Origin of the sequence: Methanomicrobium antiquum (genome assembly GCF_029633915.1) — an archaeon.
GTDB lineage: Archaea > Halobacteriota > Methanomicrobia > Methanomicrobiales > Methanomicrobiaceae > Methanomicrobium > Methanomicrobium antiquum.
Genome location: NZ_CP091092.1, coordinates 465,491 through 491,887, shown reverse-complemented (window position 1 = coordinate 491,887; position 26,397 = coordinate 465,491). Strand labels below are relative to the sequence as shown.

Below are 26,397 nucleotides of genomic sequence, written 5' to 3'. Positions count from 1 at the left end.
ATATAAATACAAAAGTTTCATACTCCTCTCACCAGTCCCTCAAACTTTTCATAGTTGACCTTTACTCCATCGTCGAGGTCTATTTCTATCTGCTGTAATGATTTGTTGTTTAGGAGTTCGTCGTACTTCTGCATCTCTTCGACCTGGTTTTTGATCTTCGTGAGCCTGGCCTTGTTCTTCGTTTGATCTCCGGAGAGCATCTCCACTTCTGCGATGAGTTTTGATTCGAGTTCGAGGAGATAATCGGTTCTCATCTTCGCAAGGGTTGACTTGTCATACCTGTGCATGTAGATGAGTGCATTGAATCCCTGATTTTTTCCGGATGAAAACATCCAGTAGATAGGTCTTTTCTTGTATGTCTGGACGTGGTCTTTGTAGAACTGTTTTATGAAGTAGTCGCGGATGACTGCTTCAGGCGATATTGTGCTCCTGTCGGATAACGCCTTTGCAATAAAATCAAGATTTGCTGAGAGGTTTTCTCTTCCGAACGTGACCTTCAAAAAGTCCTTAAACCTCGATACGATGTCGTCTTTGAAGTACTCGTCATCAAGGACAGGGATGATGTTGTCATCGTCCGGCAGAAAAGCTGTCTTTTGTACCTGCTCAAGATAATCATCGATGGTCTCTCCCTGGTTTGCGAGAACAAGTCCGGGTTTGTCAAGCGAGTATCTTCCAAACATGCACCCGACTGCGTAGGAGATGAGTTCTTTCATTGTGTCTTTGAGAAGCAGTGCTTCAAGTTCCTCTTCAGTTTTATTCCCGTTATACCTGTAATGTGGATTGCATGTAAGCGTAATCTCAGATAGCGGAACATCTGGCGTCAGCTCGTCCTGAAGTCCGTATGCCTCAATAAAAATGTGGTTATTCTCCTCTTCGAGACGCTGCATCTCATCGGTCATCTCCTGCCAGTAAGAGCGGAGTTTTGTGTATGATTCTTTTATTGTCGGTGATTTGTATTCAGGGGAGAGGATGGGCAGTGTCTCGAAGTCCCATGAGGTTTCATAGGAGTTCCAGTCGGTTTTTGCATGTTGAATAGTCCTATTAACTATTATCTGAGCGGATTTTTCATCGATGAAGGCAGCAGGTAAAACATTGAAATAGCCTATGTGAAAATGCATCGTTGGATTGAGAATTTTAACAATTTTATTAGTGAATTTGTTATTACAAAAAGAAAGTAACTGCTCTTTTGTACAGCGGTTGGAAATAAAGGCCGAATGGCCAGTAGCATCAAAAATAAACCCATTAGGATAGATTCTGAACGAATTTGAGCCACTCGTTACATCTGACCACGAAACAGATTCTAAAAAATAATAATCCATATTTTGAGGACGTGATCTCAATTTGCCGTTTTTATCTCTAAAGTTTCTTATTTCTAAACCGTCATTTTCCCAATTTACAATATATTCGTTATTTCCATACCATTTACGAAACTCTCCTCCTTTATTACAGGGAAACCAACAACATCCAGATTCTTTCGCCTGGATTCTGCTTTCAGCATGGAAATATATATTTTTATAATTGGCTTCCCACCATAATCTTAAGAAACGATTATTATCACCAGTTGCCAATCCCTGTCTTGCAACGACATTTTTTTCAATAGAGGGTAGTTTGTCAAAAATATTACGATTTTTTACACTAACCCAATACGCAATAGGACTCCCCGGTATCTTCTTAAAGTCCTCGGCGGAGGCCCGGTAGAAGTTCGGGACAGGGTTGTTTGATGTTGATTTTGATTTTGTGGTCATCATTGCTCATCTCCATCTGTTTTCAAAAGAAGTGCCTTTCCTTTTTTTGTCAGTCTGTATTTCTGTGTTGGGCTTTTTGGTGAATCAGGCTGTGTCATCTCAACAAATCCGTCATCGGTTGCAGGTTTTAAGTAGTCATATATAAAAGTAGGCCGGTGATTAAGCCCGAGAACTTCCATTGCACCCTTAACACTGAGTGGTTTTTTCTTTAGACATAAGATAAGGCGTTTTACCTGCGGAGTTACTTGTTCGGTTACTTGTTCGGTTACTTGCTCGGTTACTTGCTCGGTTACTTTGCCGGAGGACTTTACTTCTATATTTTCAGCAAGATAAACAGTCACACGAATCCGCATTCCTATCTCTATAATCTCAGGCTCAGGAAGCCCCAGTTTGTCAGCCTCCTTTAATATCCTGCGAAATCCGCTGCCCCACTGCTCAATTAAATCAAGTTCACTAAAAACCCTGGCAATCACACGGTTTCTTATCCTTGATACACCCTGCTTAACATCCTCAACTGTCATTCCGGGGAGAAGAATTCCGGGGTTTTCAATCTCAATTCTGTCATCAAAAAAAGAAACCCTTATTGGTGCCCCTTTCTGTGAATAATCTGCATGAACTATAGCGTTAATCACAGCTTCACGAAGAATTGTTAAGGGAATACTCCAGACATCCTTACGTTTAACATTAGAAAAATCAGCTCCCTTAAATGCATGTTTCTTCAAAAAGAGCATAACATCCTCAACTGATTTAGAAAGAGGTTCATGAATATCCGTATGATCAAAGATGTCCGCCTTATCCTTTCCTATAAACCGTCCGCACTGGACCCAGGCATCCGGAAAATAGAAATTCCTGTTTTTTCCATAAAGAAGCATGGCACCAGTAGTCGGGACCAGTTTTCCCTGGACAGGAACCAGAAATTTAAGAGTCAGAAGCTCTTCTTCATTTAATTTTCTGACTCCCTCAAAGTCCTTCTTTGCAAACCCGATATCAAGATTATCCAAAGAGAGATCAGGCATCGGCATCTCATCGAATGAAACACCAAAAGCACTCCGCTGTAACTCTTCGATAAGCTCATTATCTGCCTTGCGGTTGGTTGACCCGAGCCTGACATATACCCCGTCATCAGGACCTTCATTCTTCATAAAGTGAGGTCGCCTTCCACTTGGATACACTTCAACTGCAAGAAGCGTTTTATCACCAAAAGACGCCAGTTCAACATTAGGGATAAGTTTTGGTGCAATATTATCAGCAATGAGACTGCAAAGCCTCTCCTCCTCATCAAACGGATTTGTGATTCCCAAAATGTTACGCGTTTCATCCTCAACACCGATGAAAATCCTTCCTCCGGCAGTGTTTGCAAACGCTATTATTGTCTTTAAGACATTTTTTGGTGAGGAAAGGTCACGTTTGAATTCAAGCGTTTTACCTTCCGGCATTTTTATCATAGAGGAGAGTGGGATAGCCATTACGCCTCCTTCTGCAGACCCAAAAGACCGGCTGACTGAACAACTGCCTCATGAAGTGCCTCCATCTTCTCCGATTCGTTGCGGCCGTCAACGAGGCGGATATATGCACCTCTATAATTAGGATGTTGGGCATTCTCTATAACAAAAGCAGTAGTTGATACAACTTCGCCGCCTATGCTGTCAAATGCCCTTGGGCCCATATGTGCCATTGTAATTATGGTTTCATTATCCAGTATATTCGCACGAAGTTTTTCAAAAGAGGATAAGAACATCCAGCTTTGCATCGTAATCATCGCAACCAAACCCTTCTTCATTGAAAGATCCAGATTGCGCTCAATAAACATAGCAAAGAGATCGGATTTGCTGTCCGGATAATAGTCCTTTGCAAACTTTTTAAGATCTTCATTCAGCCCCTTATTCCCCATATATGGGGGATTTGCAACGACAACATGGTAACGCGGCTCAAGATATTCTGCCTGTTTTAAAGCGGACAGAACCTTCTTGTGAGTCTCATAGAGAATAAGACTGGATGAGAGATTCTTCTCATTTAACATCCGGCGGATGTCAGAGAGAGAAGTTGAAGAAGGACGGATAAGCGATCCGAAATTATCAGCCTCAGTGAATCCAAGAATCGTCTCTTTTAGCCCGGAAGAAAAAAGATTGCTTCCAACCGCTGACATATAATCCTCAAACTCACCCTCATCAAATGAGATATTCTCAAGAACACAGATATTCGGCTGAACAGGACTCTCAAAGAACTTCCTGTTCTTCCTCTTCGCCTTCATAACAAGAGCAAAAGCCGCAAGCGATCCCGCACGCTTATCAATTTCAATACCATAGAGATTGTTTCGTAAAATTGTCTGCGGGATTTCGGATTCGATATAGCCTTCCTCTTTGTACATCTCATACAAAAGGTCGAATGCATAAACCAATATGTGCCCCGAACCGCAGGCAGGATCACACACCCGTATTTCCTCCGGTGAAGAAATCCTCAGAAAGTCTGACTCCTTCTCCTCAGGCATGATATAGTAATCCATCATCTCAAAAAGCCGGGAGTTTGGCCGGTTTAACATCCACAGCCGCCCAAGAGAATTCTCAACCAGATACTGAACAATCCACTTCGGAGTAAAAAGCTGGGTTACAGCCGGAATCTGGTCAGGTGTATACGCCTTTTTAGCCGCCATCAGGCGATCCTTCTTCTTCGCAATATAATCCTGGTAGATCCATCCGATGATCTCAGTCTCTCTCCAGTCTTCCTCGCTGATAATATCATTGAGATCTTCAAGAAGAGAATCGGTATGCAAAAGACGTTCAGGGAATAAAAGTTCGGTATAATCCGAGATCTCCTCAAACATAAACGGCATTGTCTCATGAAGGAAATTACAAAGCCTGAAAAACAGATAGCGGTACAGCTCCTCCTCCTTTCCCTCAGACTTAAGATCAAGAATATGGCCGCGATCAACATTCAGGAAAGAAAGATCCAGGGCCCTTGTCAGGATATCAGGCTCTTTTTTTCCTTCGGTCCCGGATGAAAAAACCCTGACCGGCATATACCCGTTCGCCTCCATAAAACGGATAGCAACAAACCTGTTAAACCATGTATAGGTAATCTCCTCAACAACCCGTTCGTAACCCTTTTTCTTTATCTCACCAACCAGAACCTTTCTCTGGTCTGCAATATCCTTTTTGTAAGGTTTTCCGCCGATAATAACCGAATCTTCAAATTCGCTCTCAACCTCGTAGATCTCTTTTGGAAAAATCTTGTAAAAAGCCGCCCGCTTCTTCGTCTCTTCAGAAAGCCTCTCTCTAAGCGAATCTGAAAATTGCAGCACCCTTGCCTTATCCATAATCAGATCACCTGTATCTTCTTCTTCTCATCCAGAATTTTCTTTAATTTGGCTTTCAATTCAATGATATATTGCTCGAGGTCTTCCTCATTCTCAATGTTCTTCTTTGTTTTAAATATCGATTTATTATCGATTATCTCAAGAGGGACTTCAGAAACTACCTCGTCTCCATCTTTTAAATCCGGCTTTTCTGCCTTAATCTTACTTTCAATCTCCTGGTATGAATATTTATATTTTTCAGGAAGACTTCCAATCTGCAGTTTAATGAATGAACAGTCATTTGATCTCTCAACCTGTCCTGCAGAATAATCAAATGATTCACCAACAGATCCTATTTCAGCCGAATAATCTGACATAGAATATGAAAATTCTTTATTCAGCCGGGATTTATATCCCTCAGTCTCGTTTTTAAATTCATCCTTTAATTCTGCAAGAGACTCTGCCAAAGAATTTTCAATAGATGCCTCAAGCTGTGGAAGCATCCGAATCTCTGGATAAGGTTCATCAGAACCAAGAATCCCTTCAATCTTGGAAAGACTTTTCTTTGCCTCCTCGTTTAGAAACTGGGCGTTTCTCCTGTATCCCTCGATCTTATCCAGAATTCTTTTAAATATATCCTTCTGGCTCCCTTCGAAGAATTTTACAGGCAGTTCAGCCTCTTTGTTAAGCCTGAATATTTCATCCGTCTCATCAGAGATCTTAGCCAGAAATGCCGACGGATCAGATACTCCCAAAAGATCCTTAATAAATCTCAGATAATTTTCAATAGGCTGTTTTCCCGGATACCTGCTCTCCTCTGAATATTTGACAAGATCCTCAGAAAGCTCCTGCTTCTTATCATCAAAGAGAGTTTTTGCCCGATTATAGAGATCACTCTCTTTATCCGGCAGATCGGTTTTTTCAAATACATCTCTAAGTACAGACTTAACATTATTTAAAATCTCAATGCCTGTCTTCTTCCTGATCTCAATGATAACTCTGTCAAAATGTTCCTTCTTTGTCAGATACCTGGTAATCTCTTCAGGTTCTAAGGAAAGGTAAGTTCTCTGGTACCTGAGTTTAATATCTTCATTTCTGAAAAGAGTTGCAACCAGGCCGGAAACTGTAAAATTCTTCCATCCATAAGGTTTCTTCATAAAATGGCTTCTTATTTCGCTTAACAAAACCTGGATTTTTTTCTCTTCTTTGACACTGATGTAATTGAGCATCTCATCAAGTGCAAGTTCATTTGCCCCCTGACTTCCCACTCCAAATCTCTCAAGGTCATCTTCTTTTAACAGCCTGATGATATCATACTCGGATTCAAACTCTTTCTTTACATAATCCGATTTGCTATAGACATTATCAATGAGTTTTTCATAACCCTCCTTTACCCTGTCTCTCGGCCCTCCCGAATCGATGCGAACCTCTTTGCCGTCGATAAAGACCCTTGCATTCTTAACTCCCTCACAGATTGCCATCTTTGAAGAGTCTTTAAGTCTCGCTGCTTCCTGATTTTTTTCAACAATAATTTTCTTTATAAAATCATCACTGCGGGTAGAACCGTTCTGTTTAAGATATTTTTCAATCTGTAGATACTCTTCAATCTGGGAAATAAATCCACTATCCTTTGGGAATATAAAAAGAAGAGTCCCATCTGAATCAACATTGCTTAAAACCTCCCCGGCAAAATTGCTCTGGTCGCTGCTTCCAGGATATTCATCAGACAAAGGTGTCAAAAACCTGATTGTCAAATCAGCATCAGTGGAATTCGTAATCTTATCATCAACCGATTTATTGAACTTATACTCTCCGTAAGACTTCTGGCAAACTTCATTTGAATTGAATACTTCATCATATACCTCATCGACAATTTTGTGCCTGTCAACATCGATATTTTTTATCTCCCTGTTTATTTCCTGCTCCTCATTTGTGAGAAAATGGAAAGTATCCCCGGATTTACTAATCAAAGTCTCCTTTTCAAGCCGGTTTAATGATGAGATTACAGTGTCTTTTAGTGCAAGTTTGTCCTCATCCACGCTTGTAAGCGATAAAACAACAATATTGTCAAGGGTTGGCTGAAGCTCCTTTACATGCCTGATTAAAAACAAAGTCTTCAGTATGAGACAGTCAAATTCTTCAAGATTATCATTATCCTCAGCCTGGGCTATCGTTCTTGCAATCACCGGGTCGAGAAACGTAACAACAGTATCATAAAACGAATAAAACGGAACGAGAGCACCCAGAGAAGAATCCCCATATTTTTCTGCTGCTTCCTTATATGCATTTAGCATCGAGCGTTCGCCTTTTGCAAGATGTTTCCCTGCAAAACCTGTCGATCGAATCTTTTCAAAAACCCTCTGCAACACATTAAACTGATATGGCACAAATGGATAAACCGATGTAAAATCTTCAGAATCCCGGAAATTCTTCATCTCGGCGCTGCCCTGTGAAAAAGATATCAGATTCTTAAGAATAATCTTCTTCTCATCGAAATAAAGAGAAAGAGTTTCATTATATTCATCCTTCTTCTTAAGGATCCTCTTCTTGATTACCTCATCGACATTCGCACTGGATAAACTAACTCTTGTATCAAAACGAGCCTGAATTTTAGAGAAATCCTGTTTTGTCTCTTTCTCCTTAATACCTTTAACCGCTGTCTCAATATCAGCCTGTGAAGTAACGATTATCCAGGCCTTTCCTTTAAGAATAGTCCCGAGTTCTTCTGCCACTGTCTGAAGATTAAGCATCAGGTGGCTGTTATCTCCGATATATTGCCCTATTTCATCAATAAGGAATATCACCTGATGATCCTTATCTTTTGAATCGCAGTATTTTTTAACAGCCTTTGCAAATTTTTCCGGAGTTAAAATATAGTTCTGGCCATCTGATTCAAACATCCTTGCAGATGCTTCCTTACTCTGAAAACCGCATCTTTCCAGAGCCTGAACAATATCATCCTGCTCAAATGAATACTGATCGCGGATATCTTCCCAATTGCCACCGTTTATCTTTAGAAATTCTTCTTTAAATGAATCAAAAAGTCCCTTATCATCAAGATTTTCTTCAAGTTCTGCTATCCAGAAAACGTCCCCGAAATATCCTCTCTTTTCATTAAATACCCTCATCAGTATATCGACAATTCTCTCTGATGTCTCTCCGGATTTGGAATCAATATTGAATAGTATTACATCTTTAGTACCTGTCTTCACAGATTTGTCGATTGTACTTAGAACACCGGGATCCTGAATCTTCTGCTCAAAAAACCCGAGTGCGGTTTTACCAAAAACTTCCTTATTTTCAAGAAGATATGCAAGTGTTTTAAGAAAATGCGATTTACCTGATCCAAAATCTCCGGAAATCCATACACCTGTTTTATCAGTTGGAGAATTTATTGATTTCAAATAATTCTCGAAAAACTGATCCAGGTATTTCAAAGATTCCCTGGTTACAACATATTCATCAAGTTCAGTAAAGACATTGTGTTCATCATACTGATCAACCTTGATTACCCCGTTGATCTCTCTTTTTATGTCATTATAAAACAAATCGCTGATTTTAGTTTCCATTATCCACCCCCGGATTAACTATTTTATTCATTTACAATCCTAAATGCACGGTAATAATTGGCATCTTTAAACTTACCAAAGAGACTTAGTTCAGTGTTACTATAAACACCCGGATAAAATGCCAGCAATGGAGTATTTCCTAAAAGAGTCTGCAGGTTGTTTAAGATCGAATGTGATCTAATCATAGGCCAGGCTTTTCCAATTCCTGTAAGAAATACTACTTCAATATTACCGGAGTCTTTAATCCTTTTACCTATAGCATTTTTCACTGTTTCCGGCTTCAGAATAATCCTTAATTTATTCAGTAACTCGTCCGAACCCTTATTTTTCTCAAATTCAATAATCTTTTCTGGTTTAATTTTACTTTCAATAATCTCAAGGCACAACTCATAAAGGTCGATCTCAATAAAAATGATTGAATGAGATTTCATAATCTCTTCTATTCTTCGTATCGAGTCTCTTATCAGGTGTTCATCTTCAGGAGGATAATCAAAAATCCAGAAGGGGATTTCATTTCCCAACCCCCTTCCCTTTAAAAAATCATCACTAATAATTTTGTCTTTGAGAAGTTCTATCCGTGCCTTGGTGTTCATTCTTATATCTCTTATTGTAGAGAATGTATAATAGTTTTATAGATTGGATTTTTCATCTTTTCATTAACATTTCAGAATACCAGTAAAAAATTCCAATGAAAATTTTAAACGCCTTCAAATCCAAAACACATTCAAATGACAATCTGGATTGCGTCAACCAACCGCGACAACTGGGAAGTAATTAAGAAAAACAACATCTGGGGCGTTCCAAAGCGAAACAAAAACAGCATAGAAAGATCAGAGCCCAAAGATAAAATTCTCATATTCGTCCGCCAGGAAAATGCAGGAGACACTATTCTTCCATCCGCAATAACGGCAGCGTTTGATATAGCATCAAAGCCTTTTGAAGAAAAAACAGAAATTTTCAAAAAGCCTCCGACAATGAGCGGCGAAGAAGTATTTCCATTCCGTGTCAAATTAAAGCCTGTTAAAATATTCAAAGAGGAGCTCGACTTTAAATCGTTGATTCCAAATCTTGAATTCATCACAAACAAAAAACAGTGGACCGGGCACTTAAGAACGGCAATGAGAACAATCCCTGAAGATGATTATGAATATATAATAAAGGCTGCCGAGACTCCGAGAGGGTGATTTTATGGGAGACATTCGAAAATCAAAAAAATCCAAAAAAACGAGCTATCCGGAATTTCCGGATAGTTCAAAAGTATATAATTTAAAATCCCCGGCGTTTTTATAACAATTTAAATGCCTCTTTGAAAACATTCAAATTGTTTATCTTACTAATAAGATTTGTAAGATACAGCATGCCATTAATAGAAATAAAAACCGGAACCATTACAGAAAAAGGTCAGATTGTCATTCCAAAATCATTAAGAGAGAGATTTAGTCCGGGAGATAAAGTTGCAATAATTTCTTATGAGGACAGAATTGAATTAAGGCCAATCGATTCTGTAAACGAAGCGCTTTCATGCGCATATGCAGCGGAGAAGACTCTTAAAAAAGACTGGGACTTAAAAGAAGAAGATGAGGCATGGAAGAATTTGTAAAAGGTGACGTCTTAGTCTTCCCTTTCCCTTTTTCAGACCTCTCCGATGCAAAGAAAAGACCTGTTCTATTAATTGCAGTTTTGAAAAGGAGAAGACATCATCCTGTGCCAGATAACAAGCAAAAACAGAACTGACAGTTATTCTGTAAAAATTGCAGACAGCGATTTTGAATCAGGAGGTCTGAAGATTACAAAGTTTCATCAGGCCTCAAAGAATATTTACAGCTGATAAATCACTTATATTATACAAAGCGGGCAGACTGAAGGCTGAAAAGATAAATGAAGTAGAGGATAAACTTGTAAAAATTATTAAAAACTGTTCATGACACCCCACCCCTCCCATTCTCCTCCCGGAGAAGCCTCCCGTAACACTTCTCGCAAATCGCAATCTTAAGCCCGTCCGACCTAAACAAAGCCTTCCCCTCATCACAAAGACCGCACCGGCCGAGATCAACACTCACCCTCTCAAAATCCGCTGCACACATAACGCCCGGTATAACATCAGTTATACCTGCTTTTTTGAGTATATCAAAAAATCAGAGGAGCTTAGGCTTGTGGATCTTGTGAAGAAGGATGGTGTTCATGGGAGGATGAGTTATGTGGAGATGAGGGGGTGTTTGTGAAATATTATTATGAGTTCCTTTCGTGACATCTCTTGCTAATGGTTCGCAAATGGATCGTAAATGTTTCGTAAATGTTTCGTAAAAAAGGCGTAAAAATGGTTTAATCTGATTTTATGAAGTTTCTTTGATGTGTGTATGAGATGTAAATGAATCGCAAATGGTTCGCAAACCGATCATGGTTATTGCTTATAAATGATCGATTTACCTACATCAGTCCGTTTGAGAACTCCTGATGATACAAGCTCATTTAGATCTCTAATTGCTGTAGTCTTTGAAACAGAATTCAATTCCTGGTAGACTTTATTTGAAATTTCACCTTTTTCAATAACGTATTCAGCAGCTATTTTTCAATCGTACAATTTCCTGAGAAAATTTAATCATCAGCTAAAAAAGATTAAAATTAACGGAATATATGTTAGATCAATATGATGGCTATCCAAAAGGACCTGATCCCTCTTTTGAAGGGGCCGTTTTTCTCGGATGGTTGAAAAAAAGAGGGGCGATGGTAAGGGCAAAAGACTGTGAACGAAAATGTCAGGAAAACGGGTTCACTGCAAAAGATTTCATAAAGCAGGTTGGTGAGGAAAAAGTTCTAATTGGGCTAACAGGGAATGGAAATAAGGTAATAAAACTTGTTGATACAGTATGGGCTGATCAATGGATGACATATTATGATCTTGAAGTTCCTCACCACAGGCATTGGAAACCACTGTAAAAAATTAAGGGATATCAGCAATTATTTAATATATCTCTACCATATACAATAAGTGCAGGAGATGGAAGATGACAAAAGAGGACTTGCCAATAATATCTTCAGAAGAAGAGATGTACCTTGATGAGCCATACGGCGGTTTGTTTGGCGATACAGTCATTGCAAAAGTTGTTGAAGAACTTGTTGCAGACCCTACGATGGATTATCGCCCAAAATATCTGGAGGACATTACTGGAAAATCTGAAAGATCTATCTATAATGCTCTTAAAAAATTATTACTCCTTGGCCTTATAGAGAAAAAAGGTGATGAAAAACACCCGGTGTACAGAGTCAGAGTCGAGTCCAAAAAATTTGCAGCGCTTTCATTTCTGGCATATGCAATGCTGGATGATCGTGACGGAACACAATGCATGAATATGGCAGTCAACGGTTATTACAATTCAGTGCTCAGAGAAAAATATGAACCAAAGGCAATCGCAAATGTTGAGAACTGGGAATCAATTCCGGGAATTGTGAGTGTCGATAACAATAATTTCAAGAAATTTGCAGGGGTTGCATAAATATGACAAAGAATACTAAAACCGCAGATACCGAATCAATGACAATAGATGTCGGTGAAATGTACAAGTACAAAAAAGAAGATCTAATGACCGATATTTCTTCCAGTGCTTATTCTAATCTTGCATATGTACAGGCAACCCACAGGGATCTGTATATTGATTTTCTTGAGATGCCTGGAATAAAAAGAGAGGATGGAAAGATGCACATAAAAGGCACAAGAATTTATATGTCTCACTCGGCGGCCCAAAAACTCTCTAAAGCCCTTGACGGAATATTAAAGACGGTCCATTCAGATGGTGGAATGGAATTTTATACGCCTGAGGATAAAACGGAACCTAAGATATCAACAAAAGTGCAGCAGGCAACTACCAGAAATAAACTTTAAAAATTTATTCTTTTTTTTCTAAACAACTCCCTTCCCCCCATTCTCCTCCCGGAGAAGCCTCCCATAACACTTCTCACAGATCGAAAGCTTCAGATCACCAGACCTAAACAAAGCTTTTCCCTCATCACAAAGACCGCACCGGCCGAGATCAACCGAAACCCTCTCAAAATCCGCTGCACACATAACGCCCGGCAGCGGCAGCGTGAAACCCTTACCGGCACCGGATGAGACACCTGGCAGATATGCACTTTTACACTGGTTTGCACCATCATGCACTTTGGATGTGCATCCGTAAAGAGAGATATCCTCAGCCCTTTTGGAATTTGCCAGACTAAAATGTCCTTTTTCATTCTTGATTGCACTTGCAGGAAAAACACGAACAGAAGAAGACGGCGAAGACAGTGCAGCGTATGTCTTCTCCGCTCCGGAATTTTGGTGCAAACTACTATTATTAGAGAGAAGCATTTCATCATCTGTACTAGGAATAGAAGATGCCTCGCAGAACGGCGGGCTTTTGGTTTGCACTAAACCGGTGCAAACACGCTGCAAAGAAGGTGCAACTGTGCAAACATCCGAAGTTTTGTCCGGGGAGGTATCACCCCCCGGCTCTTTTTTATCATCAGGCCCGCATTCACCGCCGGACTCATCATCGCCATCATCGCCGGAGACGGCGTCATCATCAATCCAGACAAGACTTCCCGAATTCCACTTGTGATAAATCTCATGGCTGAATGAAAACCGGCTCTCACGTCTCCGGACCATGCAGCCGTCCATCTCCTGGGAGACTGTCGCATCAATATAGCTTATCGCCGGACACTTCTCCAAAAGGCCGGAATATGAGCTTCCTCCGTTGGTGTAGCCCTGGAAAATTCTTCTCGCCTGATGGTATGAAAGCCCCATCGCGTCCTGGAGCATCCTTATGGTGAGAACATCCCAGCCCATTTTGCAGATGGTGTTTAAGGCAGCGGCCTCATTCCTTGAGAGCTTCGTCTCCTGTCCGCCGCTTACGCCGTTAATCTGTGCATAAATTCTTGCAGCTTCCCGGAAATCATCGAGGTCTGCCCGGATTGCAGGCAGGTTTTCAGAGCCGGAACCGGAATCCTGCCCGTCACTATCGCCGAAACTCTCTCGCTGCATTCTGAATAAAAGGGCATGGCACTTAATCAGGTCGAATAGAATCGCCGGATTACGCCTGTTTGCCGAGCTTGAAAACTGCACTTTCTCGGCATATGGAATTGAGACATAGACATTCTCCTCCTTTAACATCGACCACATACAGCGGCAGACCTCAGCCTCCTCCGGTTCAGTGACTGTGATGTTCTCCGAGGCTTCGGTCTTTCTTATGTGCAGAAGGACTCTCTCGTCCTGCTCAGCGGAATCATCAATCCATGTCGTCAGCATTCTGTTCATCACCTGATCATCGCCGACCGTCTCAACCTTCGCAAGCCACCAGACACACCTCTCCGGGATGCTGCATATCTTAAGCTGCCTGTCGGTCGTCAGCGTCTGGTGCTCGATTCTGTCGCAGAAGTTTGCAGTCGCAGACTTGAGGACCTCCTGAAGATCCTCTGAAAGACTGACATCATCGAATAAAAAGACAGTTCCGGGCCGAAGGTCGGGGTTATAGTACAGTGCCTTATCACTCACCGTTCCAGAAAGATGGTAATCCTCCGGAATTAATTTCAGCATTGAGTTGCAGGCGTGCGACTTTCCCTTGCCGGAATTTCCGGATACAGATACATGCAGGCCTTTTGTGTTCTCTACCGACTGCGACGCAACCGACATTATCAGGCATTCTGCCACAATCCTGTCACCGACATGGAACTTTTCAAAAACGTCAAGCATGTATGAAAGGGGATCTCCGGTCCTGAGAACTTCGGCTGCCTTCTCTCTTATTTCATCGGAAAAACCTGATTTCAGACCGCCTCCGCTGCTGGACTTTTTAAGAGAGTTTATTGTCTTCTCTCTTCTGCCTTCGTGAGCAGCGGACTTCTTCCCGGGAAAAGATCCTCTCCTTTTTTCTCCCTCATACATTGCCCGGAGTTCCGGCCACCGCTGCACTCCGCTCCCGCATGAGTTGTGATGGCATCCGGCAAAGATTGCGCCGGACTCAAACTGGATTGCAAACGCACCGTCTTTGTGTTCGTCTGAGAAAGGGCATTCATAGAGAGTGTACATGGTCCCGCCATTCCAGGGTTTGACAGTCTTTATTTCGATACCGTTGTCCCGGAGCCATTCGCCAAGAACAATACCTTTTCCGGCATTGTTTCCAAATCCGTTATCATTCCGGCTTTTCCCGGATGGTTTTATCCGGGCTTCAGCAGGCTCTTCAGGCAAAAGTGCTGCAAGTCTCTTCAGGGTTTCGGCCGGAACTATCTCCGGAATATCCGGCGCCGACACTATCTTTGAAGTTCTGTGCGGGCGTTTTTTTGTGTCATCGCCTTTCTTTGATTTTGTTCCGTAGAGCTTCCAGATTCTGGCAGCGTTGAAGTTGGCGGTATCGACACAGACAGAAGTGTCTGAAAAGAATGTATCAAGCATCTCAAGACACCGCTTTACAAGCTCCGCTGATTCCTGATTGTTTTCAAGGTCGATTCTGTAAAGAAGGTGTGCTCCGTTTCCGGAATCGGCTAAGACCGGCTCGGAAAATCCCTCTTCGGAGAGCCATTCCCTGATAGAAGCAGCCTTTTCCAGTGCAAGTTTATGTTCGGCATCAGATGATGAAACTCCGCTCGGCCTTACCGGGTCAAGATCAACCGGCAGCCATCTTCTTCTGATTATATCGGAGTCGGCCGTTGTCGCATCTTTCTTTGAGAGTTTCATTCTGATTCTGTTAGCACGCCGTGAAAGAAGGTCCGGGTTTATCTCGTTTAGTGTGACATATACGCCGGAGACATCGCTGAGTCTTCCCACCATCCACGCTTTGGCTGCGAGAAGGCTGTGGTCGTCGAAGTATCCGCTGTGGGCTGCAAAATCACCTATTGCCCGGACTTCAATTACACTTTCAGGCTCAAAAAGAACTGAAAGTGTCTTCTCTATCACCGCTGCTCCTTTCTTCTCCGGATTATGATTGCCGTTACCGGAGTCGGGGGAATTTTCGTTCAAAGGAACACACCTCCCCTGATATCCGGCATTATCTGAAAGAGCGGTGCGGATACCGCCTCTCCCCTTGCAACCTTCTGGAGTGAGAAGAGCGGAATTATGTATGTGCCCTTTGTTGTCACAAAGTGGACCGCCCTTCCGGCCATGTTAAGAGTGACGTGGCCTTTGATTCCGGTTGCGAATATCTCTGCCCATTCGTCCTTCTTTTCAGTGCAGGTTTTTAGAACCGGGGCTGATCTTCCGTAGAAGATGAGGCTTTTAACATCTTCGGATGTAACGTAGAACTGTTCATCTTCGATAAAAATATCAAGCCTTCCCTTAATTCCGGTGCGGATTGTTCCGCAGGAGAGTTCATTCATCGCCGCCATCTCCTCCGGCAGTTTCTCCGGCAGCGGGTTCTGTGCTTTTGACTTCTGTTTTCACCCTGAATTCGGTCTCAATTTTGTATGAGTGTCCGGCCGTTCGTTTAACAGAGATTGTTTCAATACTGTCGCCTTTCTGGTGAATCTCTTCAGATAGAGCCTGAGGTATCAGATAAAGCGGGTAAACTCTGGAGCTTTTCTCTGTTGTTGCAGCGGCAGTTTTGACAGTCGCCCCGTCAGCCTGTGCAGAATCTTTTCCGGCTGCCATTTAGTTCTTCACCCCGGCAGGGATGGGATGATTTATCTTTTTTACAGACAGATTTATTTTGGCGGTCGGGCCTGGGGTGCTGTGATAATTATTTCGGGTCTGGCTGCCGCCTTTTTCGTCTGTCTTTTCCTCTCTCGATTCTACAAGACACCAGATGCCAGCTTCAAGCATTACTTTGCCTATTTTTCCATAAGCGGGATACTGCTTTTCAAAGGCTTCGATGTCTTCCTTTGTTACTTTTCTCGGTTTTTTCTGCATGGTCTCACCTAATTCTGATGATTTTTTCCAGCTGTTCGTTTGTGTGTCGTTTAGAAAATCCGCGGGGATCTGGTCATCACTAAAAGAATTTTAAAATCCCGGTCGTCACTTTTCCCGGCATTTCCCAACGCACAATTATTCTGTCTTTGTTGGAGGATTTAAAGTTTAGGGGGGGAGTCTGGAGGTGAGATCAGAAGATAATAATTGCATATTATTATTGAATTCACAAAAGTTCGGTTTTTTATCTATTTTAAAAAATCAGTAAACAATAAAAACCGGTTTCTTTTTTACATAATGCCTGAAAATTATTAGAAAGTATCCTATCTTACTTTCAGATTTAGTATATTGAACAAGTATAACAATTTTCTTTAAATAAAATGGGGGGAAATAAGATAGCCACTCCGTCCTTATCATATTTGGGGGGGGTGATAAGGCGAAACTGACTAATCAGAGGTAGGTTAGGGAGCAAATAAACGTTTTGATTTTGATTTGTCAGCGAATTACAATTTTAGCTTTGTAAAGACATTTAAATAAAACAATTAACTAAAAAATCCTATTTTCCATTAAATGTACAGATTATCTTATTTTACAGAATAAAAAAAATTCAGTTTAGAATTATCTCAAGCTCAGAGAGACGTGCTCTTTTCGCATCCAAAAGCCTGACTATTTCGGAGAGTTCCCCTTTATCCTCTATCGATGAATCCGTCTTCATCACCTTGTAAAGACAGTCAAGCATCTTACGAAGTACCCGGACATTATTACAAAGCCGGGCATATTCACTCACAACTGCCTCATCTGCACCGGACTTTCGGGCATTTTCACACTTTTTCGCAATATCATTCTCTTCAGCAAAAAATCCGCTGATAAGTCCCTCAAATTCTTTCATACGGAGAGGCTTCATAGCAAATCCGTTCAAAAGCCCCTCATAACCAATAATCTCCTGTGGAAGAGGAATCTTTCCGGTGAGGACAATGACAGGAACATTTTTGGTGTGGATATTATTCCGTATCAGACTAAGGACCTCCCATCCGCTCATTGGCTCCATCATTATATCAAGAATTACAAGATCCGGTGTCTTCTCTGCAAGGACTTTTAAGGCATCACTACCATTATCCGCCAGCCTTACAGAAAAACCCCTATTCTCTAACAATTCCCTATAAAGACAGAGGATATCGGCAGTGTCATCTACCAGCAGAATATCTTTCATTTTTATCTCTCCTCCATTTTGTTCTCTGTATCCTCTATACCAATCCCATAATTACCCTTTAAAAAATCCCAGACCTTTTTTGACCGAACCCATCCGGCATCAAGCATCGAGATTATATCATTAATTATTCTGACCTGCTCAAATATTTTTTCAGATGATTCAGGGCATTTAAGATCCACAATTCCGGCAATAACAGCAAGCGGGTTTCTGATCTGATCATTTAAGGTTGCAAGCTGCTCTAAATTCTCCTCTATCTGAGTCAAAGCTGCTTTTTCACGATTCTCCGCCTCTACTCTCTCAGTTATGTCACGTATTATTGAAACCCGTCCTGTAAGATTTCCTGCCGAATCATATAAAGGAGTTACTGAATGTTCGGTTGGAAATATGGTGCCGTCTTTTCGCTTCATCAGAAATTCAAACCGGGGGACCGGCTCATGCTTTTTTAGATAAGGGGAGACATGACTGTGAAAACTCTTAAGTGACGCATTATCAACATGCAGGAAATCTGTCGTCTGTCCTGTCATCTCCTTTCGGCTGTAGCCGAATAATGATATGGCTGCCTCATTTACTGCCTGAATAGAGCCGGGGTAGCCATCAACGACGAAAGCAGCATCCTGAATTGACTCAAATGTCCGCAGGAAAAGTTCCTTTTCACGTTTAATTTCATCCTGCGTATTTTTCTGATCCGTCACATCCCAGACCATTGAGATCACCATGCCTTTTTTGGGGAGCGGTATATTTCTCGCATTGATAAAAGTGGTCTCTTCTCCTGCACGGGTTATTGGAATCTCCTCCCAGTGCATCTTTTCAGGATCTCCGCTTTCACAGTCTTTTAAAACCCTTTTTTTGATCTCTTCCCTGAAAATCGGGTCCTTATAGACAATATCCCAGAATGAATCAGGTTTCTCAAGCTCTTCTGCTGTTATATGGTAATAATTCAGAAAATTCTGGTTGAAATATTCAAAGTTCACTTCCGGTTTTACTGAGTTAACAGCAATTCCAACGGGTATATTGTCAAGCACAGTCCTGATATAAGCCTCATTTTCCTTAAGCATCTCCTGACCTTGCACGATTTCATCAAGCTGCTGTCTGAGCTCCTCTTCTGCGGCTGCAAGCTCTTCATTCTTTCTTTTGAGTTCTTCCTCGGCTTTTCTGCGATCAGTTATGTCCCGGATAAGTGCTATTACCTCATCCTCAAGGTACGGTATTATGCATGCTTCATAATATGAGAGCCCTTTGGGAAGAGTAAGGGCATATTCAACCCTCTCCATTTCTTTTGTATCCAGTGCGGACCGTGTTTTTTTCATCAAAAAGACTCCGAGTTCTCCCGGAATTACCTCAGTTAAAACCCTGCCAAGGCTCTCTGATTTGGGCGCAAGCAGAAGCCTCTCATCCGGTGCCCTGATATCAGTTATTGTTCCATCCCTTTTGCAGCGGATTAGAATGTCCGGGATGGCGTCGATAATATGACGGTTTAAATCCTCTATCTTTTTAAGACTCTCTCCGGCCCTTATCCGGTCAGTAATATCCCTGATAACTCCCCCCACTCCTGTTTTTTTATCGGCAATTTCAAGAGGAAATTTTATTGTTTCAAAAATCCGGTCGCCGACAATCTCTTCAGATATTACCTTTTTTCCTGTTTGAAGGGTTTTTTCATCCGATTCAAGGCATTTCCTGGCAGAATCCGGATTCATCAGGTCAGAATCTGTCTTATAGAGCATCTCCTTTTTAGAACGCCCGAAAAAATTCTGGACTGCATCATTTGTGATAATATATCTCAGTTTCTCATCCTTGACAAACATCAGATCAGAATGCGAATAAAAAAAGGACTTGATCAAAGTTTCACTCCTGCTTTTTGAAACCACGAATTTTATTCTGCCGGAGAGTTCAGCAAACTCTGCTTTCGGATCGCCCTTCTTCTGAAGATAAAAATCAGCACCACTGTTGAGTGCCTCAATGACGGCGTCCTCGTGACCTTTTCCTGTGAAGATGATAAATGGTGTATTGTCCCCTTTTTCACGGAAATTGCGGAGTAAGTGTAGACAATCACATTCTTTTAACCGGAAATCTGATATGATTGCGTCAAAAGATTTTGTTGACATTAATTCTGCCGCATCCGCTGCATTTCCACAGATTGTAACCGCGAAATCCCCGCTATGTTCAAGAAATGTTTTCCCTGTTTTTAGAAATAAAGGATCGTCATCTATGTAAAAGACAGATAGTTTTCCTTCACTACCGGTCACAGCATATTTATCGTTTATTTTATCTCCTTTCATCAGAAGCAGGCCCTCATAAAACTAATAGTATTGAATTTATAAAAAATAGTCCTCCTCATTTACTATTGTCCTACTTTCATACCTCACGCCTCCCTCCTAAAAACCAAAAAACCCCAACCATATTTTCCCATGACTATCACACTTCCCGATCCAATAACTGAGTGCAGCGGTAATCCCCGGAATCGCAGGTGCAGCCCTTGTAGCTGCAAAAAGTTCTCAGGTCCGTCGTGCAGGTTTTTCATGCCGGGGTTTTATACGCCGAAAAACGGCCGTTAAAAAAAAGAGAATTTATTCCTCTCCACCTTCAGCTCCTAACTGAATGAAATAATGAGAACAGTCAGATGTATAACACAGACCCTTAATGCCCGCATAACATATTTTTTATTTCAGAAATCGTAATAATACCTTACCGGAAAAAGCTTAAACACATATTAAGTTGAAAACTCAAAACAGGTGAGATAAGAACATATGAAATTCAGAGTTATCATAGAAATGGACGAAGATGGAATCTTTGTCGCCGAATGCCCGTCCCTTCCGGGCTGCATATCTCAGGGAAAAACCAGAACCGAAGCACTTGAAAATATAAAAGACGCTGCAAAAGGGTACCTTGAAAGCTTAAAGAAGCATAATGAACCAATCCCTCCGTCAATATATGAAGAAACTGTAGAGATAACTGCCTGATATATGCCAAAATTACCTGTATTATCTTACCTTGAAGTAATAAAGGCACTTAATAAAACAGGTTATAATATCGACCATCAGACCGGGAGTCATATTATCCTGAGGCAGGATAAAGAACCCTATCGAAGGCTTACTATTCCAAACCACAAAGAAATTTCAAAAGGAACAATAAACAGCATCATCAGGCAGGCAGGACTTACAAGAGACGAATTTTTAAATTTATTATAGTTTTAAAAACCTGAAATAAAAATGCTGATAAAGTTTAGCCAGATTAAACATCCATCCGTGTGATGTAAATTTCCCCGTGGAACCGTGACTGTATCTCCTGCCGAAATGCGGTTTCAAAAAAGAGCTCCAAGGCCTCATGAAGGTTATTTCGGGCTTCTTCTACTGTCCCGCCCTGGCTTGCAATGTCGTATTCCGGGCAGAATGAGACATAGCCATCGCCCTCCTTTTCAATAATGGCTGTCAGCTGTTTTTGCATAATTTTATCTCTCCCGTATTTTGTAATAATATATCTCACTATAACATAAAAATTCCTCAGGAACCAGAAGAATTTTTGTGCTTTTCTATTCTTTGCAAAAGAACCTGGGAAAATCTCAACTTTCACCCCCTCACGCCTCCTTCCTAAAACCAAAAAACCACAACCATATTTTCCCATGACTATCACAATTCCTGATCCTCTGATGAGTGCAGCGGTAATTCCCTGAATTTCAGGTTCAGCCCGAATCACTGCGAAAGTTCTCAGGTCAGGCGTAAGAGTTTTTCATTATCGGTTTTTTTTAATCAGGTATGTGAGAATTCAGGTGAGGGGCACAAATATGTATAAATAACCTGAATTTTTTTTTATTCCGGGAACAATATCTGATTCATCAGCCAATCCGGAAAATATCCATTTGAGATGTTTGACAATCCTGATCTATAAAAATACGGACAAAGAAATCTCTTAGAATGCGCTTTTTAAATGATTAAAGGAAATATGGAGATACTCAGCGTTCAAGGAGATATTATAATCAGCTTAAGGAAATAAAAAAATGGGATAATTCTTCAGAATATGTTGCTTAAAAAATGTGAATCTGGTTTTCTACAAAGTCAAAATTTAGCATATTTTTCAAATAATCACTCCCTGCATTAAATTTTATGTAAATAAAAATGAGTAGTAAGACTTAACAATTGTGAATTTTAATATTATATTGGTTGATTAGACTATGAGTGATCGTTTTTGTAGTAAAAACCCAAAAGAATGAGGAGAAAAACCGCAATATCGGTCATCTCCCTCCGTCTGTAAAGCTTGTATACAAGACACTTGAACTGAATGGAAATCTTACCCAGAAAGATCTGATTTCTGAGACGACACTTCCCTCAAGAACTGTTCGTTATGCCATAAAAAGGCTTAAGGATGAGGATCTCCTGATTGAAAAGCATTATTTTATTGATGCCAGACAGAGTCTTTACGGGTTGAATTTATCGTCAAAAGAGGTTATTGTTGCATGATGCATAAAGAAATTATTTTGTTTATTTGTTGTTGAATATAGATTTATATTCAATTTGCTATGAAAGTTACTTCGTAACTTACATGAAACCGTGCATGAAATGATAATTTCATGAACGCTTTTCATCAAATTTATTTAAGTTTTCAGTCAGACTTTTTTTTAAAAATCAGGATTACATGCTATGATACTATAGCTGATTGAGGTGAAATTAAGTTCAATAATGGCCTTTAAAGCAGCTAAATGTTCAGTGTCTCGGGATGCAGTTCCGAACACTTTTTATTACTTTTTTTAATACTACCTCTTTAAAAAAATAGAGGACGGATCATTTTGGATTTAGCATAAATTCATCTGATATGTAAAAAAACAGATTCAAAAGAAAATTGAGGTTGATATTCTTGTTAGTGCAGATTTCTTTAGATCTGTATTAATCTCAGAGCGGTCCTACAAATGAGCTTATCACCTCTTCAAAAAGTGTCAGTGCCCCTTCATAGCCCGAATATGTCCGGTTTAATACGAGTCTGTTCAAAGCGGGAAATGCCACTGTTATGGGAATTGCTCCATAATTTGCAAGAGCAGTGGGAGCCTCAAGGGAACTTCCAAACAGAAACATAAATGGTCTGTCTTTTAGATTCTGCCTGATTATGTGTGAGTCTGTCTCAAAGATAACTTCTGGTGTGAGAGGAGTTTGTAGTCCTTCTGTCAGATTTCTAACAATTTCCTCTCTTATCTCTTCTGGCGGATCATCGGTTATCTGAACAATATCCGGCAGATAACCCAGCTCATTTATTAGAAATCCTGAAATTCCAATTGCTGTTCCTGAATCTGCTACCACTGCAAAGAACGGATGTGGTCTGACCATCATATGTGCATCCCCGCCGTATTCTATGAATCTGTAAATTCTTTGTTCCTCTTTTCTGATAACCTCTTCAACAAGTTCTTCTGAGATATTAAATAATCCTGCGACTTTACGCAGAAAATTTGAGGTCTGTTTTGGTCCCACAGGCACTGATGGGAAGGTGATATAGGGTGTTTTAAATTTATCTTCCAGAAGTCTGGCAACCCTGTGACCATTCCACGTTGAAAGAACAATATTGTACTCTGCCAAAGGAATATTTTTAAGCTGCTCTGGTCCGTCAAATTCTGCCAGAAATACGTTAGCCTTTATGCCAATCTCTTCAAGAAGGTTCTTGATTGTTCTTGCATCACCTTTCCAGAAGATATGTTGATAGGGAACGATTCCAAATATATTAACTGTTTTTTCTTCAATTTTATCTGCAGGCTTTAAGAGATCATTTATCAGCCCTTCAAAGAAGAGTTCATATCCTTCATAAGAATTCCCGGTAAACCCTGATGATTTTACGAAAAATATGTCATTATTTCCCCTAAACTCTTTGACAACAGCATTTACATCATCACCTATAAGTGATGGAACACAACCATTGATGACAGCATAGATGTCTCCTTCCATAAGCTCAGTGCTTGCACTGATAAGATTCCTTAATTTCTCTTCTCCGCCAAATACTACATGATGTTCAACAAGAGAGGAACAGGGAGTGCTTGTTCCTCCCTGAGGGCCGCCGGCATTCTGGCCGCCGGCATACAACTGCCCGAACAGCTGGCCGATACCACAACCTGCACCTGAGTGGAGGATTGGAACAACTCCATAAATTCCTAATGCTGTCCCAAGGGCACCTCCCAGTGCACAGGAAAAACGTGGAGCTTCAATTGCTGAATGCTCGAATAGCTCTTCTGGTTCCTGGAATGTTTTTGCTTTTGCATCAGTCATTTTATAGCTCCTGTTTCATGTAATAGAGTGGATTTGCCTGTTTAAACCACCAGTCACGGTAGCTGTCTTTGGTTTTTTCTTTAAGTGTTTTCTGAAATGATTCACTTTTGAGTGCCTGGAGCAGGAAATTGCCATAAGCAACAGATCCTGAATATCCGGTCTGTGTACTCCATGGATGCGCATCTCCGCGAAGAGCATGGATTCGGGTAGAGCCTTTATTCCTTTTGTATGCCCCTCCCTGAAACGGACAGGTAAGCGTCAGATCAGGATCAAGCTTGTTTGTTATATGTGATTGTTCTGCAGCCTGGAATGTATTGACTAAAAGATCAAAATCTCCTACCCGGGAAATTACAGCTTCAAGGTCTTCAAGTATTAAATTGTCATAATCCTGCGACATGGCAGCAGGAGCAGACAGCCCCAGTTCATCAAAGAATGGCATCTGTGCAAGAAGACGTCCCTGACCCAGAGAGCCAAGGACACTGACTTTACTTCCTTTTTCTTTGGCAATCCTGTCAAATTCTCCTCTTATTACCTTAAGTTTTGGTTTCCATACCTTGTGCTCTTCTTTTATAAGTTCCTCAACCTCGGCAGCCTTATCTGTGTATTTTCCTATTTGCCTCAGCCATTCATCGGTATTGCTAATTCCCATCGGTGAAGGATACATAAAGTACGGAACTCCATATTCCTGTTCAAGCCCGCGTGAAAGATAATCTGTATATGTCGCACATAGAGGTGCAGTCACCGCAGCTTCTGATAACTGCTCAAACTGTTCAACAGATGCAAACTCCGGTATTAAATTTGCACGAAGCCCAATTTTGCCGAGCAGGCGCTGTATTTCAAGACGATCCTGCCAGGTATATGAGAGCATGCTTGCAACATTCACAAGGTCTTTTTGCTTTTGTTCCGGCTTTTTCACAAGGTATTTCATTATGGCATGCCAGAAGGCATCATATCCTGTCTGGACAAGTCTTGAGCGAACTCCTTCACAGTGGATCGGAACAATTTTAGCCTTTATATTTGGCTGAACATCAGACACTGCACCTTCTATATCCTCTCCGATGATTCCTGTTGTACAGGAAGTCAGGATAAAGATGGCTTTTGGATCATACCTTTTTTGTGCTTCATATATTGCTTTTTTAAGTTTATCGCCTGCTCCGTATACAACATCTTTCTCACGCAGGTTTGTAGTCATCCAGTGGAGATCAAACTCTGCCGGACGTCCTAATTCAACAGGTACGTGACGGAATAATTCCCGATATCCAAGGGCAGATGATGAACATCCGACCGGTGCGTGAAAGATAGTTACAGCATCCCTGATTGTGCCTACACGAACAGACAGATAAAAATTTAGTGTACAGCCGGACGACTGTGCAAATCCACGTTCGTGATTTTTAAGACAACCAGCCTTTGCTTTATCAACCAGTTCACTTGCTTTTCCATAAAAAATATTAATCCCGTTTGCACGCTGTTCACGGTTTGGACATGTTTTTTGAAAGAGATCAATTTTTTTTTCATAAAGAGCTTTATCTGCTTCTTCCTGTGTGTTAAATGTCATGTCTGGCCTCTTTTATTCTATGTTGCAGTAAGAGCATCTGATGGGGTTTTAACTCCTGTCTCTTCCTCTTTTTTTATAAGAAGTCTGTCGGACCAGGACTCAGCCCATCCTTTTAATTCCTCTGCTTCAAGAGGTGCCGGGACGTATTTCTCCTGATTTTTAAGTATTGCTCTTGCCAGGTTTCTGTAAACTTCTGCCTGTTCAGAATCAGGATCATACTCAACAGCTGTCTGTCCTCTTAGTTCACTCCTTGTAATTGTTTCCGAACGCGGAACGTACTCTGCAATTGTTGCGCCGGTTTTGTCCGCGAAATCATCTATTATCTCTCTGTGAACCGGAAGTATCACTGAGTTTGCAATGATTCCGGAGAAGAGTGCCCCACCATTGTTTGCATATTTTTTAATTCCTTTAAACAGGTTGTTTGCAGCGTAAACTGCCATAAAATCAGCAGATGTTACTGTATATACCTGCTCGGCTACACCTTCACGAATAGGAACAGAAAATCCTCCACAGACAACATCTCCTAAAACGTCATATAAAACCACATCAGGATTGAACTCCTCAAAGATTTTTTTCTGCTTTAAAAGTTCAATGGCGGCAATAATTCCACGGCCTGCACAGCCGACACCGGGTTCGGGCCCTCCGGCTTCAATACATAAAACACCTCCAAATCCTTCATGGACAATATCTTCAGTCTCTATTTTCTTGCCGCTCCTGATAGCGTCAAGAACAGTTGGGATTGAGCGTCCTCTACGAAGATTGTTGGTTGAATCGCTTTTTGGATCACATCCAATCTGGATGACGCGTTTTCCCATATCGGCAAGTGCAGCACTTATGTTTGAGGTTGTTGTTGATTTTCCAATGCCTCCTTTACCGTATATGGCAATATTTCGTGCTTGTGTCATGTAACCTCCTTTTGTGAA

At 41.1% G+C, this 26,397-nt stretch carries 25 protein-coding genes; 9 read left to right on the top strand and 16 right to left on the bottom strand.

What is annotated here, in order from left to right:
• Positions 1-17: 17 nt before the first annotated feature.
• The 5 genes from pglX (L1994_RS02405) to L1994_RS02385 are packed head-to-tail and all read right to left on the bottom strand — an operon-like array spanning position 18 to position 9,199.
• A complete protein-coding gene (gene pglX, locus L1994_RS02405; RefSeq protein WP_278100792.1) occupies positions 18-1,745 on the bottom strand; it encodes a BREX-1 system adenine-specific DNA-methyltransferase PglX in 1,728 nt (575 codons plus the stop codon).
• Complete coding sequence (locus L1994_RS02400) at positions 1,745-3,211, bottom strand: AlbA family DNA-binding domain-containing protein (RefSeq protein ID WP_278100099.1); 1,467 nt, start codon at positions 3,209-3,211, stop codon at positions 1,745-1,747. The genes pglX (L1994_RS02405) and L1994_RS02400 overlap by 1 nt, the downstream gene beginning before the upstream one ends.
• The gene (pglX, locus tag L1994_RS02395; RefSeq protein WP_278100098.1) at positions 3,211-5,058 is read right to left on the bottom strand and encodes a BREX-1 system adenine-specific DNA-methyltransferase PglX; all 1,848 of its coding nucleotides are present in this window, start codon (positions 5,056-5,058) and stop codon (positions 3,211-3,213) included. The genes L1994_RS02400 and pglX (L1994_RS02395) overlap by 1 nt, the downstream gene beginning before the upstream one ends.
• A 2-nt stretch (positions 5,059-5,060) precedes the next feature.
• Entirely contained in the window at positions 5,061-8,606 is a 3,546-nt protein-coding gene (gene brxC / locus L1994_RS02390; protein WP_278100097.1) for a BREX system P-loop protein BrxC, read from the bottom strand.
• Between the two features lie 23 nt (positions 8,607-8,629).
• The gene (locus L1994_RS02385) at positions 8,630-9,199 is read right to left on the bottom strand and encodes a DUF1788 domain-containing protein (protein ID WP_278100096.1); all 570 of its coding nucleotides are present in this window, start codon (positions 9,197-9,199) and stop codon (positions 8,630-8,632) included.
• A gap of 135 nt (positions 9,200-9,334) precedes the next feature.
• Between L1994_RS02385 and L1994_RS02380 the strand changes: the two genes are divergently transcribed.
• From L1994_RS02380 to L1994_RS02370, 3 genes are all read left to right on the top strand, one after another.
• Positions 9,335-9,790, top strand: a complete 456-nt coding sequence (locus L1994_RS02380) for an EVE domain-containing protein (protein WP_278100095.1) — start codon at positions 9,335-9,337, stop codon at positions 9,788-9,790.
• Between the two features lie 173 nt (positions 9,791-9,963).
• Complete coding sequence (locus tag L1994_RS02375; RefSeq protein ID WP_278100094.1) at positions 9,964-10,206, top strand: AbrB/MazE/SpoVT family DNA-binding domain-containing protein; 243 nt, start codon at positions 9,964-9,966, stop codon at positions 10,204-10,206.
• Positions 10,191-10,340, top strand: coding sequence for a hypothetical protein (locus tag L1994_RS02370; RefSeq protein WP_278100093.1), 150 nt, complete (start codon positions 10,191-10,193; stop codon positions 10,338-10,340). The genes L1994_RS02375 and L1994_RS02370 overlap by 16 nt, the downstream gene beginning before the upstream one ends.
• A gap of 667 nt (positions 10,341-11,007) precedes the next feature.
• On the opposite strand, the gene L1994_RS11915 is transcribed toward L1994_RS02370, so the two are convergent.
• Positions 11,008-11,154: a DeoR family transcriptional regulator gene (locus L1994_RS11915; RefSeq protein ID WP_422656655.1), complete on the bottom strand. Its 147-nt coding sequence runs from the start codon at positions 11,152-11,154 to the stop codon at positions 11,008-11,010.
• 86 nt (positions 11,155-11,240) lie between these two features.
• Here L1994_RS11915 and L1994_RS02365 point away from each other — a divergent pair, with 86 nt between their 5' ends.
• The 3 genes from L1994_RS02365 (at position 11,241) to L1994_RS02355 (ending at position 12,486) form a co-directional block, all read left to right on the top strand.
• Positions 11,241-11,543, top strand: coding sequence for a hypothetical protein (locus tag L1994_RS02365; RefSeq protein WP_278100092.1), 303 nt, complete (start codon positions 11,241-11,243; stop codon positions 11,541-11,543).
• Positions 11,544-11,611: 68 nt separating this feature from the next.
• Positions 11,612-12,100, top strand: coding sequence for a hypothetical protein (locus L1994_RS02360; RefSeq protein ID WP_278100091.1), 489 nt, complete (start codon positions 11,612-11,614; stop codon positions 12,098-12,100).
• 2 nt (positions 12,101-12,102) lie between these two features.
• Positions 12,103-12,486, top strand: coding sequence for a DUF3467 domain-containing protein (locus L1994_RS02355; protein WP_004078595.1), 384 nt, complete (start codon positions 12,103-12,105; stop codon positions 12,484-12,486).
• 18 nt (positions 12,487-12,504) lie between these two features.
• On the opposite strand, the gene L1994_RS02350 is transcribed toward L1994_RS02355, so the two are convergent.
• From L1994_RS02350 to L1994_RS02325, 6 genes are all read right to left on the bottom strand, one after another.
• A complete protein-coding gene (locus tag L1994_RS02350; RefSeq protein WP_278100791.1) occupies positions 12,505-15,528 on the bottom strand; it encodes a hypothetical protein in 3,024 nt (1,007 codons plus the stop codon).
• Between the two features lie 59 nt (positions 15,529-15,587).
• Positions 15,588-15,947, bottom strand: a complete 360-nt coding sequence (locus L1994_RS02345) for a hypothetical protein (RefSeq protein WP_278100090.1) — start codon at positions 15,945-15,947, stop codon at positions 15,588-15,590.
• On the bottom strand, positions 15,940-16,218 hold the full coding sequence (locus tag L1994_RS02340; protein WP_278100089.1) for a hypothetical protein: 279 nt from the start codon (positions 16,216-16,218) through the stop codon (positions 15,940-15,942). The genes L1994_RS02345 and L1994_RS02340 overlap by 8 nt, the downstream gene beginning before the upstream one ends.
• A complete protein-coding gene (locus L1994_RS02335; RefSeq protein ID WP_278100088.1) occupies positions 16,219-16,476 on the bottom strand; it encodes a hypothetical protein in 258 nt (85 codons plus the stop codon).
• Positions 16,477-17,080: 604 nt separating this feature from the next.
• Entirely contained in the window at positions 17,081-17,683 is a 603-nt protein-coding gene (locus L1994_RS02330) for a response regulator (RefSeq protein ID WP_278100087.1), read from the bottom strand.
• 2 nt (positions 17,684-17,685) lie between these two features.
• Positions 17,686-19,959, bottom strand: coding sequence for a PAS domain-containing response regulator (locus tag L1994_RS02325; RefSeq protein WP_278100086.1), 2,274 nt, complete (start codon positions 19,957-19,959; stop codon positions 17,686-17,688).
• Positions 19,960-20,427: 468 nt separating this feature from the next.
• Between L1994_RS02325 and L1994_RS02320 the strand changes: the two genes are divergently transcribed.
• Positions 20,428-20,640 (top strand): type II toxin-antitoxin system HicB family antitoxin, encoded by a 213-nt coding sequence (locus L1994_RS02320; RefSeq protein WP_278100085.1) that lies wholly within the window; start codon positions 20,428-20,430, stop codon positions 20,638-20,640.
• A 3-nt stretch (positions 20,641-20,643) separates the two neighbouring features.
• Positions 20,644-20,868, top strand: a complete 225-nt coding sequence (locus L1994_RS02315; protein WP_278100084.1) for a type II toxin-antitoxin system HicA family toxin — start codon at positions 20,644-20,646, stop codon at positions 20,866-20,868.
• A gap of 43 nt (positions 20,869-20,911) precedes the next feature.
• Here the strand turns inward: L1994_RS02315 and L1994_RS02310 are convergent, their stop codons facing one another.
• Complete coding sequence (locus L1994_RS02310) at positions 20,912-21,373, bottom strand: type II toxin-antitoxin system HicB family antitoxin (RefSeq protein WP_278100083.1); 462 nt, start codon at positions 21,371-21,373, stop codon at positions 20,912-20,914.
• A gap of 479 nt (positions 21,374-21,852) precedes the next feature.
• Here L1994_RS02310 and L1994_RS02305 point away from each other — a divergent pair, with 479 nt between their 5' ends.
• Positions 21,853-22,134 carry a winged helix-turn-helix transcriptional regulator gene (locus L1994_RS02305; protein WP_278100082.1) on the top strand — a complete coding sequence of 94 codons (282 nt, stop codon included), beginning with the start codon at positions 21,853-21,855 and terminating at the stop codon, positions 22,132-22,134.
• A gap of 429 nt (positions 22,135-22,563) precedes the next feature.
• On the opposite strand, the gene L1994_RS02300 is transcribed toward L1994_RS02305, so the two are convergent.
• The 3 genes from L1994_RS02300 to L1994_RS02290 are packed head-to-tail and all read right to left on the bottom strand — an operon-like array spanning position 22,564 to position 26,379.
• Positions 22,564-23,919, bottom strand: a complete 1,356-nt coding sequence (locus L1994_RS02300) for a nitrogenase component 1 (protein ID WP_278100081.1) — start codon at positions 23,917-23,919, stop codon at positions 22,564-22,566.
• 1 nt (position 23,920) lies between these two features.
• Positions 23,921-25,474 carry a nitrogenase component 1 gene (locus L1994_RS02295; RefSeq protein ID WP_278100080.1) on the bottom strand — a complete coding sequence of 518 codons (1,554 nt, stop codon included), beginning with the start codon at positions 25,472-25,474 and terminating at the stop codon, positions 23,921-23,923.
• Positions 25,475-25,491: 17 nt separating this feature from the next.
• Positions 25,492-26,379, bottom strand: coding sequence for a nitrogenase iron protein NifH (locus L1994_RS02290; protein WP_278100079.1), 888 nt, complete (start codon positions 26,377-26,379; stop codon positions 25,492-25,494).
• Positions 26,380-26,397 lie beyond the last annotated feature (18 nt).

Coding starts and splice junctions, on each gene's coding strand:
- L1994_RS02375 (WP_278100094.1), top strand. CDS start 9,964: ATGCCATTAATAGAAATAAAAACCGGAACCATTACAGAAAAAGGTCAG.
- L1994_RS02360 (WP_278100091.1), top strand. CDS start 11,612: ATGACAAAAGAGGACTTGCCAATAATATCTTCAGAAGAAGAGATGTAC.
- L1994_RS02295 (WP_278100080.1), bottom strand. CDS start 25,474: ATGACATTTAACACACAGGAAGAAGCAGATAAAGCTCTTTATGAAAAA.
- L1994_RS02290 (WP_278100079.1), bottom strand. CDS start 26,379: ATGACACAAGCACGAAATATTGCCATATACGGTAAAGGAGGCATTGGA.
- L1994_RS02355 (WP_004078595.1), top strand. CDS start 12,103: ATGACAAAGAATACTAAAACCGCAGATACCGAATCAATGACAATAGAT.
- L1994_RS02320 (WP_278100085.1), top strand. CDS start 20,428: ATGAAATTCAGAGTTATCATAGAAATGGACGAAGATGGAATCTTTGTC.
- L1994_RS02385 (WP_278100096.1), bottom strand. CDS start 9,199: ATGAACACCAAGGCACGGATAGAACTTCTCAAAGACAAAATTATTAGT.
- L1994_RS02325 (WP_278100086.1), bottom strand. CDS start 19,959: ATGAAAGGAGATAAAATAAACGATAAATATGCTGTGACCGGTAGTGAA.
- L1994_RS02330 (WP_278100087.1), bottom strand. CDS start 17,683: ATGAAAGATATTCTGCTGGTAGATGACACTGCCGATATCCTCTGTCTT.
- L1994_RS02400 (WP_278100099.1), bottom strand. CDS start 3,211: ATGGCTATCCCACTCTCCTCTATGATAAAAATGCCGGAAGGTAAAACG.
- pglX (WP_278100792.1), bottom strand. CDS start 1,745: ATGACCACAAAATCAAAATCAACATCAAACAACCCTGTCCCGAACTTC.
- L1994_RS02345 (WP_278100090.1), bottom strand. CDS start 15,947: ATGAATGAACTCTCCTGCGGAACAATCCGCACCGGAATTAAGGGAAGG.
- L1994_RS02340 (WP_278100089.1), bottom strand. CDS start 16,218: ATGGCAGCCGGAAAAGATTCTGCACAGGCTGACGGGGCGACTGTCAAA.
- L1994_RS02335 (WP_278100088.1), bottom strand. CDS start 16,476: ATGCAGAAAAAACCGAGAAAAGTAACAAAGGAAGACATCGAAGCCTTT.
- L1994_RS02365 (WP_278100092.1), top strand. CDS start 11,241: ATGTTAGATCAATATGATGGCTATCCAAAAGGACCTGATCCCTCTTTT.
- L1994_RS02315 (WP_278100084.1), top strand. CDS start 20,644: ATGCCAAAATTACCTGTATTATCTTACCTTGAAGTAATAAAGGCACTT.
- L1994_RS02380 (WP_278100095.1), top strand. CDS start 9,335: ATGACAATCTGGATTGCGTCAACCAACCGCGACAACTGGGAAGTAATT.
- pglX (WP_278100098.1), bottom strand. CDS start 5,058: ATGGATAAGGCAAGGGTGCTGCAATTTTCAGATTCGCTTAGAGAGAGG.
- brxC (WP_278100097.1), bottom strand. CDS start 8,606: ATGGAAACTAAAATCAGCGATTTGTTTTATAATGACATAAAAAGAGAG.
- L1994_RS02370 (WP_278100093.1), top strand. CDS start 10,191: ATGGAAGAATTTGTAAAAGGTGACGTCTTAGTCTTCCCTTTCCCTTTT.
- L1994_RS02300 (WP_278100081.1), bottom strand. CDS start 23,919: ATGACTGATGCAAAAGCAAAAACATTCCAGGAACCAGAAGAGCTATTC.